This window comes from Haloarcula sp. H-hyl2, from assembly GCF_056934385.1.
In genome coordinates, this window is sequence record NZ_JBRIIJ010000001.1 from 947543 (window position 1) to 964573 (window position 17031).

Genomic DNA, 17031 nt, shown 5'->3' on the forward strand with positions numbered 1-17031 from the left:
AACCGAAGGTCGGCCCCAGTAAATAACCTCCCCACCCGGTCAGACCTGTGCGGCCAGCGCTCGCAGTGCCGCACCGCCACCCGTCGTCAACGGGTCACCGTGCCCCATCGCAGCGATATCGAACTCCGGGATGGACGCGGCCAGGCCGGAGACGCTCTCGCGGAGGCGATCCATGTCGTAGGAGTCGCCCCAGAACGGCGTCGTCAGCCCACCTGCCTCGCTCCAGACCAGATCACCGAGGAACGCCGCCGAGGCGGCCTCGTGGTGGTACACCACGTGGCCGGGATTGTGGCCTGGCGTGTGATAGACCGTGAATCCGTCGACCGTCGCGCCGTCTGTGAGTGGTTCGATGTCCAGCTCCGGCAGTGGGAACAGACGCCGGCTCGCGCGGTGGAACAGCCCCTTGTGGTGGAGCCATCCGGGGTCGTCACTGCCGTCCAGCAGCGCCAGGTCGTCGCTTCCGACGCCGACGGGGCCGTCGAAGGCCGGGACCAGGCGGTTGAGACCGCCGACGTGGTCGAGGTCGTAGTGGGTCAGCAACACCCGGTCGAGATCGCCCGGCGCGAACCCCAGGCCACCGAGTTCGTCGACGATGGTGGGCTCGTTCCACCACAGTCCAGTGTCGACGAGTACCAGATTGTCACTCTCCCCGCGAAGCTCCCGCTCGTCGACGAGATACGCGTTCGATGCCAGGGGTGGGACGAGGCCGAGTTCCAGCAGCCACACGCCGTCCCGGAGCCGGCGGACCATATTGTGTCCTAGTGACGGAAACAGAAAACGCTGCGGGTGCCGGCGGAGCGATGTTCGGCCCAACAATAGTTGAATTTCCAATAGGATTATGCTGGCTCGGCACCAACTCATACGGGCGACACGGAGGTTGTACCCATGAGCACAGACCCCATCTCGACAGACGCGGAACAGGCGAAAGCCGACTTTCTGAGCACCGTTCGGCACGGAATCGACGGGCTGAGCGAGAGCGCGAGCGTCCAGCGCGTGTTCGGCGACCCCATTACGACGGAGGGCAAGACTATCGTCCCTGTCGCCAGGGTGGCCTACGGCTTCGGGAGCGGATTCGGAAGCGGCCCGAGCAATGACGAGAGCGACGAGGCGGAGACCGATGACGAGACCGACCAGGGCGGTGGCACTGGCGGTGGGATGACCGTCGCACCGGTCGGCGTCCTCGAAGTCACGGCCGACCAGACCCGGTTCGTCCGGATTGCGGACCGGCGGCGGACGGCGCTGGCGGTCGGTGCCGGCATCGTCCTCGGACTCCTGCTCGGCCGGCGCTGAGTGCCGCCGCTCCAGGGCAAACTGTTTCTCCCGCGTGGCCGAACGCACGCCCGTGAACCGGCTGAATCTGCTCGCCGGCGGCGGCTGCCTGACTGGCGTCGGATTCCTCGCAGTCGTCTTCGGTCCGCCGTCGTTGCGTTCGGGCCCCGGGCCGACGCTCTTTGCAAGTGCGCTGGCACTGGCGGGCCTGCTGTTCCTGCTGGCGGCGACGACGGCGACCGTCGAGGTAGCCGGCCACACCGTCGACCTCTACGATTGCAGTCCGCTCGGGGACGTCGCCGTCGGCCTCTCGATTCTGGCCGGTCTGGCTGCCGTCCCCGAAGGCACTGTCGGACTCCTCTACGCCGCGCTCGTCGTCGCCGGAAGCGCGAGTGCGGTGGCCTTCGGCGTCGTCGGCCTCGCGGAGAAATACGGCGTGTTGTGAGCCAGCGAGCGACGACGCTCCGCGCCCCCGCTCACTCGACGAATTCGACGCCGGTTATCTCGAAGCGGGCGCCACCCGCCGGCCCGTCGCCGGCCGAGATATACCACCCGTGGGCGTCGACGACACCGCGAACGATAGAGAGGCCGAACCCCGTCCCGCTTCGGTTCGTCGTGTAGCCATGGTCGAAGATGTCTTCGCGTTCCGCCGTCGGCACGCCCTCACCGTCGTCCTCGACGAAAAAGCCGGTGAACGACTCGTCGCCGTCAGCCGCGGTCACGCCCACACGGACCGTCAGCGGGTCGTCGTTGTGTTCGCTCGCGTTCCGAAAGAGGTTCTCGAACACCGTCCGCAGACGGGCCGGGTCCGCCCGAATTCGGGTCGCCGCGGGAACCTGCAGATCGAGTTCGATACCGTTCGTCTCGACGGTTCGCCAGGCTTCGGCGGCGGTCGCGGAGAGCCGGACGGGTTCGCTGTCGACGCTCGCTCGACTGGCGCGGGACAGCGCCAACAGGTCGGTGATTATCTCGGCCATCCGGTTGCCTGATCGCTCGATTGCGTCGACGTGCTCTGGGCCGTGGCTCTCGTCCAGCAACTCGACGTGGGCGAGAATCACGTTCAGCGGGTTCCGCAGGTCGTGGGAGACCACGCCCGCGAACTCGTCCAACCGATCGTTTTGCTCCAGTAGCGCATGCTCGCGATCCTCCAGCGTCTCGTGTGCGCGAATCGAGTCGACGGCGTGACCGACCGCCTCGCCCAGTTCCGCGAGCACTTCTCGCTGGTGGTCGTCGAAGGCGTTCGGTCGGTCGGCACAGATACAGATGAGACCGTACACGCGGTCGGCACCGACTATCGGGACGACGGTTATCGACGCCACGCCGTGTCGTTCGAAGGCGTCGGTCCACGGTTCGGCCCGCTCGTCGGTGCCGGCGTTCTGGACGAGTTGCCCCGACGCCGTTTCGACGACGCGACGCCAGACGCTGTTGCCCGCCACCTCCCCGTTCGTTGGAATCGATAGCGAGGCGACATCGTCGTCGAACCCGGCCCACGTTGTCGGTCGTATCTCCCCCTCTCCCTGGTCGTACCGCCCGAGCCACGCCGCGTCGAAGAAGTCCGCGTCGACCAGGCGGTCGCACACGACGCGTTCGAGCGTCTCACGGTCGGACTGCTCTATCAGTTCGCCAGTCGCGATACGCAGTGTCTCGTTGATTCTGCCCAACCGTTCGACGGCCCGCTTCCGTTCGAGGCCGCGGGCGTCGTACGTACCGACGAGCAACCCGACGAGCGCTCCCAGCATGGGGAGCGTCATGATCCCGACTGGCGGTTGAATCGGCGCGATTCCTCTCAGGATCGCCACCAGGCCGTAAAACCACGCCCCTAACAGTACGAACAGCACGACCATCGCGACCGTCCACGTGAGGAGTCGTCTGAGGTATCGCTCTGGAACAAGATTACCGCGTGCCAGCAGGACACCCCCACCGGTCACCGCGAGCGAAATCGCTATCGGATACGACTGTATGAGCCAGTACGACAGGGGCATCGACGGATTCCAAAGCGAGATAGCTGTCTGGAGAAAGAACGCACAGAAGACAACGCTGACGCTCGTGAGTATCCCTCCGCTCCACTTCGTCGCACGCGCGCTCACTGCCTGTACCTCTCGTCGCATTCATCATATACATTCGGCTCAGCGCACCTCAAGTACGTCCGCTCGCCCCCTCACACCAACCGCTTGGAGACGTACGGGCCGTCCTGCTGGTAGTCCAGTTTGTTCCGGTAGTACTCCCGGACGCCGATGCCGGAGATGACGGCGAGCTTCGAGAACCCTGCGTCACGGGCCATCTCCTCGGCCTCCCGGAGGAGCCGTTGGCCGTACCCCTTGTGCTGGTGGTCCTCGTCGCCGCCTTCCTGTCCAACGCCCACGGCGTTGCCGTAGACGTGTAACTCCCTGACGAGCGCGGCGTCCTGGAGTTCGCGGCGGACGGGGTCGTTCGGGAACCGCAGGCGGCAGAAGCCGACGAGGACGTCCCGGTCGAAGTCCTCGAAGGAGATGAACTGTTCCGTCCCGCCACAGGCCTCGTATGTCATGACGTCGAGTTCGACGTCCTCGGCGGTCTCCTCGCTGTGGCCGGCCTCGCGACAGCGGATGCAGTCGCACGTCCAGCCGTGTTTCTCCATCTCTTTCCAGGCGAGCTGTCGGAGGTTTGACTTCCAGACGCCGCCCTCGATGAAGTCCGCCGGGATGTCGCGCTGGACGCGCTGGAGCCGTGTGTATCGGGGGATCATGTCCTTGATCTCCGCGACGAGTTCCGCCGCCTCCTGGTTGTCCAGTGGGTCGAAGTCGTTCTTTTTCCACCAGTCGTAGGTGACCGTCCCGGGGACGACCAGCGTCGGGTAGATCTTCAGGTAGTCCGGCCGCCAGCGCGATTCCTCGAAGATGCGCCGGAAGTCCTCCAGACACATCTCCTTGGACATCCCCGGCTGGCCGGGCATCATGTGGAAGCCAACCTTGAACGCAGAGTCCCGGAGCCGGCGGTTGGCGTCGATGGACGCCTGGACGCCGTGGCCCCGGTGCATCTCCCGGTTGATCCGCTCGAAAGTGGTCTGGACGCCGACCTCGACCTTGGTCCCGCCGAGCCCGAGCATCCGGTCGATCTGCTCGGGGTCACACCAGTCGGGCTTGGTCTCGAACGTCGTCGCGACGTTGCGCACGTCCGCTGTCTCGTTTTCCGCGATGACATCCTCCAGATAGGAGAACTCGTACTCGTCGGGGTCCTGGGCGAAGCTCTCGCCCTCCTTCGGGTTCGGGTCCGCTTCGGGGTCGAAGTCGTTCATCGCCTCCAGGGCCCGCTTGACGAACCACTCCTGGTAGTCGTGGCTGCGGGCGGTCATCGTCCCGCCCATGATGATCAGTTCCGCTTTATCGACCGGGTGGCCGATCTCACGGAGCTGGTTCAGGCGAAGGGTCACCTGACCGTAGGGGTCGTAGTCGTTCTGTTCGCCGCGGGCGGCGGCTGGTTCGTGGCCAGTGTAGGACTGTGCGGAGGAGAACTCCGAGTCCGGCCCCCCCGGACAGTAGAGACACTTCCCGTGCGGACAGCGATGGGGCGACGTCATGATCGCGATCGGCGAGACGCCCGACGCAGTCCGGACGGGCTTTCGCTGGAGCACCTCCTCTAGAACCTCGCGGTGCTCCTGGGGAGCGTAGTCGAGCAGCTCCGAATTCTGTGGGACCTTCGGTGCCGAGTACTCGCGACAGACGTCGATCTTGGCGGACTCGACGTCGTCGCGTTCGACCTCGCCGGCGAGGATACGGTCGACCAGCTCCGCACACACCTGCTGGAAGGCCTCCGTCTCGCGGGGGTTGTCGCTCTCGGTACTCACGGTGTCGGTTCTCGTCGCCTCGACCGAATAAGCGTGTCGTTCGGGCCAATGTCCGGTTACGATCCCGAGTTGTACGTGACGATGACCTGCAGGACTTCGCTCGTGGTGAGATTTCCAGTGTTGAAGTCGACGATCGCCTGCAGTACCTCTCCTCGCTGGATTCCCGGCGTACCGTTCGTATCGTACTGGCTGACGACCGACGTGCCGATGTTCACCCGTGTGTTCACCGTGCTGGTGTCACTGGAGCCGCCGATGTAGCCCGTTGTGGTGATGTTGCGGGTACCTTCCGCGACGTTCGCGTCGACTTCGTAGGTGACCATCGTGGTCAACGTCTGGCCCGGGTCGATGTTCGGAGTGAAGCCGGAACCGTAGTGGACAGACGGTGGGGACGAATTTGGATCCGGGGTCCCGTTACCGGAGATGGCGACTGGCGCGATGGTACTGGACGTGTTCAGTTCGATCCAGCCCGACGTGGCTTTCTGTGACTGGGTGTTGGTGTACTCGTAGGTGACGGTGAACGTGCCGCCGGGCTGGGCCGTGACACTGCTATCCTGGGTCGCCATCGAGATGTCTGCGGTCGATCCCTGAGAAGTGACGACGATATCGGCGTCCGCGGTTGTGTTACCCCGGGCGGTCACGAGGCTGGCACCGGCGTTGCCGTTGATCACAGCCTTGACGCGATAGTTGCCGTCCTGTACGCCGGTGAAGGTGTACTCACCCCGCTGGTTGGTCGTCGTCGCCGCCACGGCCGTGGTCCCGTTCTGGCCGTACAGTGTGACGGTCGCGCCGGGCAGCGGTTTTTTCTGCGCGTCGGTCACGGTCCCAGTGACGAAACCGGTGGTCGACGCCGACGGTGCGGTCTGCGGGTCTAGGACATCTGGATTGGAGTGTGCTGGCTGTGCAACAGCGATACCAGCGCTCCCGACGAGACAGAGCGTTGCCAACAGCACTGACACTGTGATTCTTGTCGTTGCAGAGTTGCGGGTTTGCCAATTCATGGGCGGACCATGATAAAAATTGAAATTATCCGTAAAATAAACCTTGCGAACTGCATAGGTTGTGCACCTACCAGCGTGTCGCACTCGTGTCGATCAGACCAGTGTCCGGTTACGATCCCGAGTTGAACGCGACGATGACCTGCAGGACTTCGTTCGTGCTGAGGTTCCCGGTGTTGAAGTCGACGATCGCTTGCAGTACCTCTCCTCGCTGGATTCCCGGCGTACCGTTCGTATCGTACTGGCTGACGACCGACGTGCCGATATTGACCGTCGTCGTGGTCTGGTCCGTGCCGTCGGCGCCACGGATCAGGGCACTCCCGACGATCTGTTCGGTCCCCGTCGACGCGCTGGCGTCCACTTCGTAAGTGACAACCGTGGTCAGCGTTGCACCGCCCGGGATCGGCCCCGACGCGCCGTAGATGATACTCTGTTGTGACCCACCGAGGCCACCGAAGCCGTCACCCGAGACAGCGACAGCCGTGATATTCTCCGGCGTGTCGAGGTTGATGGCTCCACCTAATCCCTGGGTCGACTGGTTGTTCGTGTACTCGTACGTGACGTTGAACTGCTCACCGGGCGCGGCGTTCACCGTCTCGGGAGAACCCGACAGTTCGAGCTTGGAGGGTGCATCGACAGTGACTGTTGTACTGGTCGTCGCGCTGCTCGAACTACCGTTGACGAACGCCTCGGCATCGATCTGCGCGGCACCGGACGTTGCATTGGGGCCGACAGTATACGTCACGGTCGTCTGTCTGCTCTCGCCCGCGGGGATGACCCCGGATAGGCCATAGAAAATAACCGGCGGGTCGCCGGTCACCGCTCCGTTCCCGTCACCCGAGGTGCTGGTCACGTTGATTCCGGTCGGTGCCAGGAGGTCGATTCGGGCGGACCCTGCCGTCTGATCTCCCGTGTTCGTGAGGGTATACGTCACCGTGAACGTGTCGCCTGGCTGGACAGTACCGGCGTCGGACGGGGCGCTAATTCCTGCCTGTGGGGCGGCAGCCACTGGGCTTGCGATGGCGACCATCGACAGCGCCATGAGGGCACACACCGCGAGTGTCGTCACGGGGATTCTATCGGAGCTCATTCAGTAGGATACCTCTATTGCTGAAATACATGGGAGTGATTAATAAGGGTACCGAAGGGTGTAATTTGCCCCTTCCAGCAGGCGTTTGGAGGTACTGTCGCCGCGAGGCAGTCGTCGGATACAGGCTCGCCGCCGCTACTCCTCCCAGTAGTCCAGCGTCGCCGAGAGGTCCAGCATCGTCGAGATATCTCGCTCGTCCTCGTCGCCACCGGGGGGAGCCCCGGCGAACAGGTGGACCGCACCGCGGCCGGGCATGTGCGTGATGTCGGGGTCGTTCATCTCCGAGACGACGAGCAGACGCAGTCCGTCCTCCCCGGCCTCGACCTCGTGGGTATGTTCCTGCCCGGTGGGAAGAGCAACGTAGTCGCCCGGTTCGAGCGCGTGGGGCTCACCGTCCATGCCGAGAAAGAGCGTGCCGCTCCCGCCGAGGACGAACATCGCCTCCTCGTTGCCGTAGTGGCTGTGAGGCGGCCACGTCCGTTTCCCGGCCGGAATCTCGTAGAGACTCGTCCCCAGGGCGTCACCCCCGGCGGCCGCACCCAGTTGCGTGCGCCTGAACTGCCGGTCGCCGTGGTCGTACTCGGTCCACTCCAGGTCATCGACGTTGACAGGGCCGTCGCTCATGGGTACAGGCAGGACGGCCGGGGAGAAAAACGCTGGTCTACAGCTGATCGCTCAGGCGGTCCAGCGTCGCGTCGAGAACGGCGTCACGGGCGCCGGCGAGGAACCGGATGGATCCGTCGCGAGCGCTCCGCGTGGCGACACCGCCTTCCGGCACCCACTCGGCCACCTCGTCGGCCAGTTCGTGGATGTCGACGTCGGCGTCGGTGCGAACGTACAGCGTGTCGGTCGCGATGCCGACGATCGCGTCCGTGTCCTCGCGCATATCGCGGTGCAGTTCGTCCAGCAGCAGTGTCTCCGGCGGGAACTCGTACTGATGGACGTAGGCGTCGGTGTCGAGGACGGCGATATCCGACTCCGCGACGGTCCGGTGTTCGAGGTTGACCCGTGCGGTCGAGACCTCCTCGTCGACCTTCTCGCGGAACTGCTCGGCGATGTGGCCGGCCAGGCCGCCCACGTCGTCCTCGTCGTCGCCGAACACGAGGTCGGTGATCAGTTCGCGCTTGTCCTCGTAGGACTGGTAGTGTGCCTCCAGCGCGACGGCCTCGCGGAGTTGCGAGACGGCGTCCGCGTCGTAGCCCGCATCGGTTGCTGCATCGAGGTACGAGGACGGCGCTCCCTCCCAGAAGCTGACTGCGGGGAGGTGCAGCAGGTCCTCGCGGACGTCGCCGTTGACGTGTGCGGCGACGTTCGCCGCGAGGGCCGTTGCGGTCGTCTCCGGGGCGTCGACGACCGAGGGGGCGACGACAGCGTCGACGGCGTCGACGACCTCCTCGTCGACATCGACGTCGTCGATGACGATACTCGGCGCGCCGTAGACAGAGAGCAGATCGAAGCCGTCGCGGCTCTCCCGGGTACCACCGGCGGCGACGAAGACGAACAGCGGGAGTGCCTCACCGTGGCGCTCCCGGTTGTCGAGCATCGTCGTGGTGTCTTTCGTCGCGTCATCCATGTCGTAGACGCCGCCCTCCAGCGGCCGGCGGTCGAAGTAGTGGTACTGGGCGTCGTCGCGGCGGTGCTGGTCACGGACCAAGGGGAGCGTCGCCCGTTCGAGCGCGCTGCCAGCCAGGTAGCCGTCGGCCGTGTTGGCGTGGCGGACGATGACCGGGCGGTCGGTCAGGACCGCCTTGCGGATCTGGGTCGCCGCCTCGACGAGTTCGCCCGAGAGCGCCGCGATGGCGGGGTCGTCCGCCAGGGATTCGACGGCGTCTGGACGTGCTTCGTCGTCCAGTGCGTCGGCCAGTCGCTGCTCGACGGCCTCGCGCTCCTCGCCCTCCAGGACGGTCAGCGTCTCCGTCTCGACCTGCAGTTCGCCGCGTCGCTCCCGCACGTCGCCTTCGATGCTGACGACGTCACCTTCTTCGACCTCCGGGTAGGCTCGCACGCCCGCCTCGACGAAGGCCGCACAGTCGACGGTCCCGGTCGAGTCCTGCAGTTCGAAGACGGTCGGACCGGACGTCTGGCGGATGCCGACGATGGTACCCTCCAGGAGGACGTCGTCACCGACGCGGTCGGACAGGTCGCCGATAGCTGCCTCCTCGTAGGTCACGCCGGCGTCCGTGGACGTCTCGTCGTCGCTCTCGGCCGCCGTTGCCTGGTCGTCCCCGTCGTCGGACGTCTCGGCGTCGCTCTCGGACGCCGTCGTCTGATCGTCCCCGTCGTCGGACGCGGTATCGTCGTTGCTGGTCTCGCCGACGGTCCCGCCGGCGCCCTCGACGCGGTCTGCGTCGCCCGCAGCACTCACGCTGCCGGCGGCCGTCTCGGTGCGAGCCGCACCGCCGTCGGTCGGCGTCGCCTGCTGTGCCGACTCCTCGTCGGCGGCTTCATTTCCCTCGGGCGACGCGTCCTCCTCGTCCTCGTCCGCCTCTTCGAGCAGGATCGCGTGTCCGATGTCCGGGTCGTCGACGAGGTGACCTCGGAACTCGCGTTCGGCCTGGCGGATCGACCAGCCCAGGTCGACGTTGCCGTTGTCACGTACGTTGGTGACCTGCACGTAGACGTCGTCACCTGGCTCCCAGTCGAGCGAGTCCAGTCGACGGTCCAGTTCGCTCCGGTGGAGCAACCCTGTCACGCTGTCACCGATATCGACGAAGACGCCGAATTCGGCGAATCCGTCCACTTCTCCGCGATAGTAGCGACCGACCGTCAACTGATCGGGGCGATTACCTCGGAATTCGAACAACGCATCCTCCTCGTGGAGGTCACAGATGTGACCCTCGACAGAGGTGCCACAGATGATACACGAACCCATTGCTCGGTGAAAACGGTTCGGGCCTAAAACTGTTGTCGGATTCGGCGCGCCAGCAGACCTGTCTATCAATCGATAATATCACTCTCTTCACGGAGTCCGTCGAGCCCAGCAGCGAGTGCCTCGACCTGCTCGGGGAACAGTGCGATTTCGACCTCGCTGCCCTGTTCGTCCTCGAAGGCCAGTTTCACGCGTTTGTCGCCGTACTCTCTGACGTCCACGCCCTCGACGTCGTAGAGTTTGACCGTCGCTTGCTTGTTCGACGGGCCGACGTTCTTGAACGCCCCGTCTTTCAGTTCGAGCATGAAGTCGTCGATGTCCAGCGTGAGCATGGGCTAGCTCCGCCCACCGGCCACCTAAAACCGCCCCCTACAGCAGGACGCCGGCCGCGAGGAATCCACGGAAGCCGTAGCCGAAGACGATAGCTGCGGGGACTGCCCCCAGGACCACCGCCCGCGGCAGCGAGAGGTCGTGGACGACCGTCAGACCGATCACGTAGAGACTGGCACCCCAGGCTGCCACCAGGACGCGGAGTTCCGGGAACGGCAGGCCTGCGAGCACACAGGGTGCCATCGCGTAACACATGACCTGCACCGTCTCGCTGATGCCGCCGCGCTCGGGCGCGCCGACGACCAGAAACAGCGTCTGGACGGCCGCCGTCAGGTGGACCGTCGCCGGCATGACGAACATCGCCACCGCGAGCAGGGCCAGCAAGGCGACGCCCGGCGAGAAGCCGCCGACTGCGGGGTAGGCGAACGGCCCCGTCGAGATCGTCCCCTGAGCCGCCAGTCGCGCGACGGCGAACCGGCTCAGTTCCTCGACCAGGACGACGAGCGCCGCGAAGACGAGTCCTGGCGCCTGATCGCCGGGCGCGACGCCGGTCCTGAAGAACCGCCGCGGGCGGACGAGCACTTCGCCCCACGCTCTGAGGACGGCGAGCGGACCCCGCTCGCGCCCGCCGGAGGGGTTCTCGACCCACTGAGTCACGGACGACAGTTAGGAGTGAGGTGATTTGACGGTTCCGTCTGCGAGCGAGAGCGGACAACCGCTGGACCGACCTGCCAGGATCAGTCGTCCGCGCCGACGTTCTCGGTACTCTCGAAGCAGGGCGGATCTGGTTCGATGTTGGCGTACTGGACTGCCTCCTCGCCCAGCGTGTCGACCCGGTCGAGGATGCCGTCGTCGACGATCCGGCCGTTTTCGATGCTGTTGCGAGCCCGCGGGATGGCGGCCTGGTGGGGGATGACCCAGCAGTTCAGCGCGCGACAGACCGACCGGAGGTGTTCGAGCGCGGTGATCGGGAACCCGCCGCCGGCCACGGCCAGCAACCCGACGGTCTTGTGTTCGAACTCGTCGAAGCCGCAGTAATCGAGTGCGTTCTTCAGCGGCGCGGAGTACGAGCCGTGGTAGACGGGCGTCCCGAGCAGGATGGAGTCGGCGTCGTGGACAGCGTCGGTCAGCGCGACGGCGTCACCGGCCTCGCGGTGGTCGGCGTCGAACACCGGGAGGTCGTACTCCCGGAGGTCGAGGAGTTCGGTGGTCGCACCGGCCTCCTCGGCGACGTCCAGCGCGCGCTGGATGCCGATCCGCGTGTAGCTCTCGTCACGGAGACTGCCGGCGATACCGACGACGTGTGGCCTGGACATACCTCGAATCCGGTCGGGGCGGGTTTAGGGGTACCGCTACGCCCGGGACTCGACTACGGATCACGTCGAGAAGTCCGGTACTCGTCTGTCACGACGACGAGGTTCACGACGCCCTCGGGAACGCGGTGGGTTGCCACGATGGACCGGTGCGCTCGGAGCGTCCTCCGTCCTATCGATGTCCGATCTGTATCGATGTCCGATCTGTATCCAACGCACGTGCATGCGCAACGGATGACCTACCACGACCGGGTAGCCCCAGTCGAGGCTGTCGAAGTACTCGGACCGGTGCCACCCAGGTTTCGGCCGGCGACACCGCCGGGCTGACGTTCGAACTGGAGAGGAACGTCGACCAGGCCGAACGGTACGAACTCTCGATCCAGTGGCAGAGCGAGCGGGAGCCGGTCGGGGACGACCCCGACCGCTCATACCGACGGCCGGAGAACGCGCCAGACGACCTGCGGTCTGAGGAGCGAGCGTGGCCTGGTTTTCATACTGACCACCCGCGAGTACTCCTCCGCGAGGTGGCGGTCGTCGTGGGCCCGGCGGGTAAGGCGAGCGAGATAGCGGTTCAACAGATCCGTGCCGACCGGCTTGGGGCCGCTCGTCTCGGGGAACCGGAAGTCCGTCCCGACCGCGAGTCGCCACGCGTCGCCGACCACCGGCCGGATCTGCTCGAAGAAGCGGTGACCGATAGCTCTCTGGTCGTCGTCCGTCAGGACGTGGTGGAGGTGGAGTGCCTCTAGGGCGGCGACGGACATCCCCTGCCCGTAGACCGGGTTGAAACTCGCGACCGCGTCCCCCAGGACGACGAAGCGCTCGGGAAACCGGTCGAGTTCCCAGTACCGTCGTCGCCGGTTCGACGGGAACGGATACCGTTCGATCGTATCGGAGCGGACCGCCTGCTCTTCGAGAAGCCGGTGGTACGCCTCGACCGGCAGTGTCGAGGCGAACTCGACCAGCTCGTCGTAGGTCCCCGGGGGGTGGTCACCGTGGAGGCCGGCCATCGTCAGCAGCCACTGCCCGTCCTCGATCGGTACCAGTCCGGCGCCGCGTGTCCGTGGTGGCGCAGGCAGGAGGATCACAGCCTGCAGATCGTCCACGGGCCTGTCCAGGCGGAGCGTACTGTACGCGAGGTCGACCGCGACTTCGTCCAGCGACGGTGTGGGGTATCCGTGGCTGTCGAGCCATGCTGGCGTCCGTGACGTTCGCCCCGTCGCGTCGACGACCAGGGTCGCCGAGATCATCTCGGACGGACCGGCGTCGGGACTGACAGCTACCCCATCGACCTGTGATCCATCGTCGCCCGTCGTGTACTCCTGGACCTGGACCTCGTCTCTGATCTGCACGTCAACGAGGTCCTCGACCCGCTGGCGCGTCACGGTTTCGAACGCCGGACGGCTCGCACAGTACATCGGGATACGACTGATGCCGGAGGCGATGAAATCGCCCTCGTCGTAGAACTGCAGATCGGTCGCGAAATCGACGACCGCTGCCCCGGCCGCCGTCAGGTCGTCGCTGAACCCCGGAAAGAGTGTTTCGAGCGTCTGTCTGCCGGCCTCGTGGAGTACGTGGACGTGGTGCGCCTGGGGGGTCCCTCGGCGGACGACGGGCTCGTCGGGTAACCGATCCCGTTCGAGGACGGTGACCCGTTCGTACACGTCCGCGAGAACGCGTGCCGCGACTAATCCTGCCATGCTCGCGCCGACGACCACGGCGGTCCCCGACCGCGCGGATACTGTTTCGCCGTCGTACGGTGGTGTTGTCGCCAGGGACATTGTCGGTTGGTCCCATTCAACAGTAATCCTGTTATACTATTTATAACTCCGCCGGCACGACCGCCCCTGTCCCAGCCGGTCGGACCGTAGCAACGCCCCGAACAGCCGAGTGACAGAGGTGCCCGGCGTTCTTGCCCGTCCGAACCGGGTCACTGCTTCAGTCGGACTACCGTCTCGCGCGCTCGCTCGCTCGTCTCGACGAGGCCGTCCTCGGCCAGTCCCGACACGAGGTCACCGAGCCACTCCCGGCCGTATTCCCCCGCCGGCGCGTAGTCGACGCGGATACGTGGCCCGAGGTCGTCCAGCGGTAGTTCTTCGTACTCGTTCAGCACACTCACGATACGCCCGCGGAACTGTCGGCGACTCCCCTCGAAACTGGGCTGGGTGGGGACGTCCGGCGCGGTGAAATCCCCGCTCTGGTACGCCTGACACCACTCGCGCCAGGGGCACTGTGCACCGTCACAGTCGGGCGTCTTCTCGCAGGCCACGCCGCCCAGTTCCATGATGGCGTTGTTCCAGACGCGGGACTCGCCGCCTGGCATGAGCCCCGACGCGACTTGCTCGAAGACGGTGTCGTCGTCCGGTACGTCGAACGCCCGATAGAGCACCCGTTTGACGTTGGTGTCGACGACGGCGTCGCCGTTGTCGAACGCGAAGGAGGCGACGGCGTTGGCGGTGTAGGGACCGACGCCCATCAACTCCGAGAGCCCGTCGGGGTCGCGTGGCCACTCGCCGTCGCGGTCCTCGGTGACCTGTCGGGCGGCCTCGTGGAGGTACTTCGCGCGGTTGTTGTACCCCAGCGAGTGATCGGTCCAGAACCCCACTACGTCCGCGCGGTCCGCCGCCGCCAGGTCGGCGGCGGTCGGCCACCGGTCGAGGAAGTCCTCCCAGGCGTCGACGACCCGAGCTAGCTGGGTCTGCTGGCTCATCACCTCGGAGACGAGGATCTCGTAGGGGTCCGCTGTCTCGCGCCAGGGGAACTGTCGGTGGTCGGCCTCGTACCACTCTACCAGCGCCCGCTGGACTGCCTCGACGTCCGCCGGGAGGTGTTGCGACGCCGCCGACTCGGACTGCTCGGTCATCGCCCCTCGCTAGCGGTTCTCCTGGCTTGTGTGTGGCGGTCCGGTCGCCGGGTCCCTGCCCGCCCGTGGGCTGGCTGGGGCGCACCCTCAATCGTCGGCCGACAGTTCGTCCACCCACTCGAACTCGCTGTTGTACCAGTCCGGTTCGTCCTCGCGGAAGACATCGTCGAAGACGAACATCGCCCCGTCCTCGTACGTGGTGTCGACGTAGAGCCGCCAGCCGTGGGCCTCCGCGATCGTCTTGACGATAGAGAGGCCGATGCCGGTCCCGTCCTCGCTGGTCGTGTGGCCGTACTCGAAGAGGTTGTCGACCGCCTCGGTCGGGATTCCGGGGCCGTCGTCGACGACCGTGAAGCCGCCGCTTGTCAGTCTGACCTCGACGGCGACCTCGGGGCCGACGTGGTCGATAGCGTTCCGGAACAGGTTCTCGAAGGCACGCAGGAGTCGTGTGCGGTCGGCTTCGAAGATCCGTGTCGCCGAGACGGTCAGGGTCGCGTCCTTGTTGTCGATGTTGGCCCAGGCCTCGCGGGCGACCTGTTCGAGATCGATCGGCGCCGTCTCCTCGACGCTCTCACCCTCGCGGGTCAGCGTAAGGACGTCCTGGATGATCGAGTCGATACGGTCGTGGGCGTCCTCGATGGTCTCGACGTGTTCCTGCAGGTCCTCGGTGTCGTCGGACTCCGGATCGAAGCTCGCCAGACTCGCAGAGAGCAGCTCCAGGTGGCCCCGTGCGACCGCCAGCGGGTTGCGGAGGTCGTGGCTCAATGTCGAGGCGAACTGGTCGAGGCGGTCGTTCTGCCGTTCCATCTCCTGGCGCGATTGCTCGGCCTCCTCACGCGCGTCGCGGGCCTCCCTGATCTGGCTGCGCAACGCGTCGCGCATGTTCCCGAACGCGTTGTAGAGCCGCCCGATTTCGTCCTGACGGCTCGTCGAGAGATCGACGTCGAGCGTCCCTTCCTCCATGGTCTCGATACGCTGTCGGAGTTGCACCAGCGGTGTCACCGTCTGCCGGCCGAGGACCACTGCGACGGCCCCCAGTGAGATAACGCTCGTCAGGATCAGGACGATGATGCTCTGTCTGATCGTCCGACTGGCACGGTAGAGCTCGCTTTTCAGCGCCATCGTGACGGCGACCCAGTCGACACCCTCCACGGGCGCGTACGCGTACACCTGCGACGTCGTCTCGGCAGTCGACGGGAGCGTCCCGCTTTCGCCGACGAACCCGGGCCCAGGATCGTACTGGTTGCCCGACCCAAGGTCCGTTCCAAGGACCGGTGCGCCCGACTCGTCGACGATCGTCGTCGTGTAGGCCGCCTGGTGGCCGTCGAACGCCTGCAGTTCCTCTCCGAACGTGCTGACGAGGATCAGGACACCGTCGCCGCTGGAGACGGGGCTGGCGAACGCCATCGCCGCGCCGTTCTCGGTCCGGTAGGACGTCTCCGAGGAGACGACTGCGTTCGTCGAGTCCGCCTGTTTCGCAGCAGAGAGTGGCCCTTCCAGATTCGTCTCGACCATCGCGATGGATTGACCCTTGATCTGGTCGACGGTACTCGCCGTGATCACGTCCGCGGACCCGGACGTATCGACGTAGTGGATCTCGATCGTGCTCTCCGACGTCGGGACGGTTACCTCTCCGATGTACCGGTCGATACGTTCCGTATCGCCGTCGGCGTACACTTCCGAGGTCGAGAAGGCACGGACCTGTGTGCGCATGTTCGACCGCCACTCGTCGACGGCTTCGGCACGTAACTGTGCGGTCGACTGGAGGTTCTCCGTCGCCGTCTCCTGTGAGAGGTCGCGTATCTGGACGTAACTGACCGTTCCGACGAGTGCGATCAATAGGATGACGACCGTCAGCGAGATCGCGAACTTCGCGGCGTAGCTCCGCTTGACCACAGGAGGGACGAACCGGTCGGCCAGACCCGAGACTAGCGACGATGGCTCGCTGTCCCGATCCACATCTGACCCTGTCATACTCGACAAACGAGGAGTAGTACAGCGGGTAATCTTGGCCTATCACGAATAATGTTGCGATACCGCTAAGGGGTCACGACCGCCAGAAGCGACGAGACACAAGGTGTTTGCCCGTGCCCGCCAACGCGTTCGTATGTCACTCGACGACCTTCAGGACGACGTCGCGGCGGCCAACAGCGAGTACGGTGACGAACTCACGGTCGATATCGACCGACAGACGCGCCACGAACTGGCGATGCTGGTCGCCGCGCTCGACCCCGAAGACACCGACGAACTCGTCCGCCAGGCCGTCCACGCCTACTTCCAGTCCATCGTCGACCGCGGGACGCTGGATTTCCACCTCCGCTCGGGCTACGATTGCACCTACGACGAGTACCTCTCGGGGATGACCTACGACCAGATGACCGGCAACCAGTTCCCTCAACAGCAGGACAACGACGACCGTAGATACCAGTTTTAAGGTGAATTTGCCCTCAAAAACGACCTGAAGTAAACCCCGCCTTTATCT

Annotated in this window: 16 protein-coding genes; 3 read left to right on the plus strand and 13 right to left on the minus strand. The window is 65.5% G+C overall.

All coding sequences use genetic code 11. From position 1 onward, the window contains the following. Positions 1–39: 39 nt before the first annotated feature. Positions 40–750 carry an MBL fold metallo-hydrolase gene (locus tag Hhyl2_RS04990; RefSeq protein WP_483549626.1) on the minus strand — a complete coding sequence of 237 codons (711 nt, stop codon included), beginning with the start codon at positions 748–750 and terminating at the stop codon, positions 40–42. Between the two features lie 135 nt (positions 751–885). Between Hhyl2_RS04990 and Hhyl2_RS04995 the strand changes: the two genes are divergently transcribed. Together Hhyl2_RS04995 and Hhyl2_RS05000 are read left to right on the plus strand one after the other, a co-directional pair. Beyond that, positions 886–1290 (plus strand): spore germination protein GerW family protein, encoded by a 405-nt coding sequence (locus Hhyl2_RS04995; RefSeq protein ID WP_483549627.1) that lies wholly within the window; start codon positions 886–888, stop codon positions 1288–1290. Between the two features lie 52 nt (positions 1291–1342). Next, positions 1343–1714 carry a DUF7994 family protein gene (locus Hhyl2_RS05000; protein ID WP_483549628.1) on the plus strand — a complete coding sequence of 124 codons (372 nt, stop codon included), beginning with the start codon at positions 1343–1345 and terminating at the stop codon, positions 1712–1714. A gap of 31 nt (positions 1715–1745) precedes the next feature. Here the strand turns inward: Hhyl2_RS05000 and Hhyl2_RS05005 are convergent, their stop codons facing one another. From Hhyl2_RS05005 to Hhyl2_RS05060, 12 genes are all read right to left on the minus strand, one after another. Then, on the minus strand, positions 1746–3377 hold the full coding sequence (locus Hhyl2_RS05005) for a sensor histidine kinase (RefSeq protein WP_483549629.1): 1632 nt from the start codon (positions 3375–3377) through the stop codon (positions 1746–1748). A 50-nt stretch (positions 3378–3427) separates the two neighbouring features. Further along, positions 3428–5092 carry a tRNA uridine(34) 5-carboxymethylaminomethyl modification radical SAM/GNAT enzyme Elp3 gene (locus Hhyl2_RS05010; RefSeq protein ID WP_483549630.1) on the minus strand — a complete coding sequence of 555 codons (1665 nt, stop codon included), beginning with the start codon at positions 5090–5092 and terminating at the stop codon, positions 3428–3430. A 56-nt stretch (positions 5093–5148) separates the two neighbouring features. Then, positions 5149–6048 (minus strand): carboxypeptidase regulatory-like domain-containing protein, encoded by a 900-nt coding sequence (locus Hhyl2_RS05015; RefSeq protein ID WP_483549631.1) that lies wholly within the window; start codon positions 6046–6048, stop codon positions 5149–5151. Between the two features lie 151 nt (positions 6049–6199). Further along, complete coding sequence (locus Hhyl2_RS05020; protein WP_483549632.1) at positions 6200–7177, minus strand: COG1361 family protein; 978 nt, start codon at positions 7175–7177, stop codon at positions 6200–6202. Positions 7178–7312: 135 nt separating this feature from the next. Then, positions 7313–7801 (minus strand): cupin domain-containing protein, encoded by a 489-nt coding sequence (locus Hhyl2_RS05025; RefSeq protein WP_483549633.1) that lies wholly within the window; start codon positions 7799–7801, stop codon positions 7313–7315. A 37-nt stretch (positions 7802–7838) separates the two neighbouring features. Beyond that, on the minus strand, positions 7839–10049 hold the full coding sequence (locus tag Hhyl2_RS05030) for an OB-fold nucleic acid binding domain-containing protein (RefSeq protein WP_483549634.1): 2211 nt from the start codon (positions 10047–10049) through the stop codon (positions 7839–7841). Positions 10050–10114: 65 nt separating this feature from the next. Next, positions 10115–10378 (minus strand): hypothetical protein, encoded by a 264-nt coding sequence (locus Hhyl2_RS05035; protein ID WP_483549635.1) that lies wholly within the window; start codon positions 10376–10378, stop codon positions 10115–10117. Between the two features lie 37 nt (positions 10379–10415). Then, positions 10416–11033 carry a YIP1 family protein gene (locus Hhyl2_RS05040; protein ID WP_483549636.1) on the minus strand — a complete coding sequence of 206 codons (618 nt, stop codon included), beginning with the start codon at positions 11031–11033 and terminating at the stop codon, positions 10416–10418. An 80-nt stretch (positions 11034–11113) separates the two neighbouring features. Next, the gene (locus tag Hhyl2_RS05045; protein ID WP_483549637.1) at positions 11114–11692 is read right to left on the minus strand and encodes an NADPH-dependent FMN reductase; all 579 of its coding nucleotides are present in this window, start codon (positions 11690–11692) and stop codon (positions 11114–11116) included. 422 nt (positions 11693–12114) lie between these two features. Then, positions 12115–13467 carry an FAD-dependent oxidoreductase gene (locus Hhyl2_RS05050; RefSeq protein WP_483549638.1) on the minus strand — a complete coding sequence of 451 codons (1353 nt, stop codon included), beginning with the start codon at positions 13465–13467 and terminating at the stop codon, positions 12115–12117. A gap of 149 nt (positions 13468–13616) precedes the next feature. Beyond that, the gene (locus tag Hhyl2_RS05055; protein ID WP_483549639.1) at positions 13617–14549 is read right to left on the minus strand and encodes an HhH-GPD family protein; all 933 of its coding nucleotides are present in this window, start codon (positions 14547–14549) and stop codon (positions 13617–13619) included. Between the two features lie 87 nt (positions 14550–14636). Continuing rightward, positions 14637–16523, minus strand: a complete 1887-nt coding sequence (locus tag Hhyl2_RS05060; RefSeq protein ID WP_483549640.1) for a sensor histidine kinase — start codon at positions 16521–16523, stop codon at positions 14637–14639. A gap of 133 nt (positions 16524–16656) precedes the next feature. Here Hhyl2_RS05060 and Hhyl2_RS05065 point away from each other — a divergent pair, with 133 nt between their 5' ends. Next, positions 16657–16983 (plus strand): ribbon-helix-helix protein, encoded by a 327-nt coding sequence (locus Hhyl2_RS05065; RefSeq protein ID WP_483549641.1) that lies wholly within the window; start codon positions 16657–16659, stop codon positions 16981–16983. The last annotated feature ends 48 nt before the right edge of the window (positions 16984–17031 follow it).